This is a genomic window from Blastomonas sp. CCH1-A6, assembly GCF_001556365.1.
GTDB lineage: Bacteria > Pseudomonadota > Alphaproteobacteria > Sphingomonadales > Sphingomonadaceae > Blastomonas > Blastomonas ursincola.
The window spans coordinates 1-1,040 of the sequence record NZ_LSIS01000183.1 but is presented as its reverse complement, the minus strand read 5'-3'; the positions used below and the strand labels follow the sequence as shown (position 1 = coordinate 1,040).

The window sequence follows — 1,040 nt, the reverse complement described above, 5'->3', positions numbered from 1 at the left end:
ACCACGGGGTCGGCAGCCTTGGCAGTTTCGGCCTTGGGAGCCGCCGGAACGGCTTCCGCTTTCGCACTCGCGGCAGCGGCATAGGCCTTGCCGGCGTCCCCGACGGCGGGCTGTTTGCTTTGATCGGACATTGCGGTCTCACTCTCGTGCTGCTTCATGCTGCACTGCACAATAGTGATCGACCGGCTTGACGTCAAGGAAAATGTTGCACTGCACAAAAGGCGGGCGAGCGCAATAACCTGATGCCGATTTTATAGCGCAGCCCACAAGCCGCCGCAAGCGGGTCAGCGCGCCTTGACGTAGCGTCCCGGCGCATCCTCGATGGCTTTCAGCTTGCCCTTGCCGGGGATGCGCGCGCCCTTGGCCTTGACCGTCTTGGGAGCGTGCGCCTTGAGCCATTCGATCCAGTCGGGCCACCAGCTGCCCTTGGTTTCCTTCGCACCTGCGACGAAATGCTCGAGGCTGTTCGCGGGCGCGTCATTGGTCCAGTACTGGTATTTCTGCATCGAGGGCGGGTTGACCACGCCCGCGATATGGCCCGAGCCTGCAAGCACGAAGCGGGTGGGGCCGGACAGCGCCTCGTTCAGCCGCCACACGCTTTCCAGCGGCGCGATATGGTCCTCGCGCCCCGCCTGGATATAGGCCGGGGTCTGGATGAGCCTGAGGTCGATCGGCGTGCCGTCGATCACGATCGATCCGGGCTGGACCAGCCGGTTGTCGCGGTACAGGTCCTTCAGATACGACTTGTGCCACTTGGCGGGCAGGTTGGTGGTGTCGCCATTCCAGTGGAGCAGGTCGAACGGGGGGTAATCCTCGCCGAGCAGATAGTTGTTGATCACATAGTTCCAGATGAGGTCGCGCCCGCGCAGCAGGTTGAAGGTCGCGGCCATGTAGCGCCCGTCGAGATAGCCCGCGCTGCCGAGCTGCTCGATCAGCGCGAGTTGCTCGTCATCGACGAACAGGGTGAGGTCGCCTGCCTTTTCGAAATCGACCTGCGCGGTGAAGAAGGTGACCGATTTCACCCGCTCGGCCTCGCCGCG

1 protein-coding gene is annotated in these 1,040 nt (G+C 63.6%); it reads right to left on the bottom strand.

The window, feature by feature from the left end; all coding sequences use genetic code 11:
* Window positions 1-284: 284 nt before the first annotated feature.
* Window positions 285-1,040 (bottom strand): PHA/PHB synthase family protein (locus AX735_RS07910; RefSeq protein ID WP_446471795.1); only part of this gene is annotated, 756 nt, incomplete at its 5' end.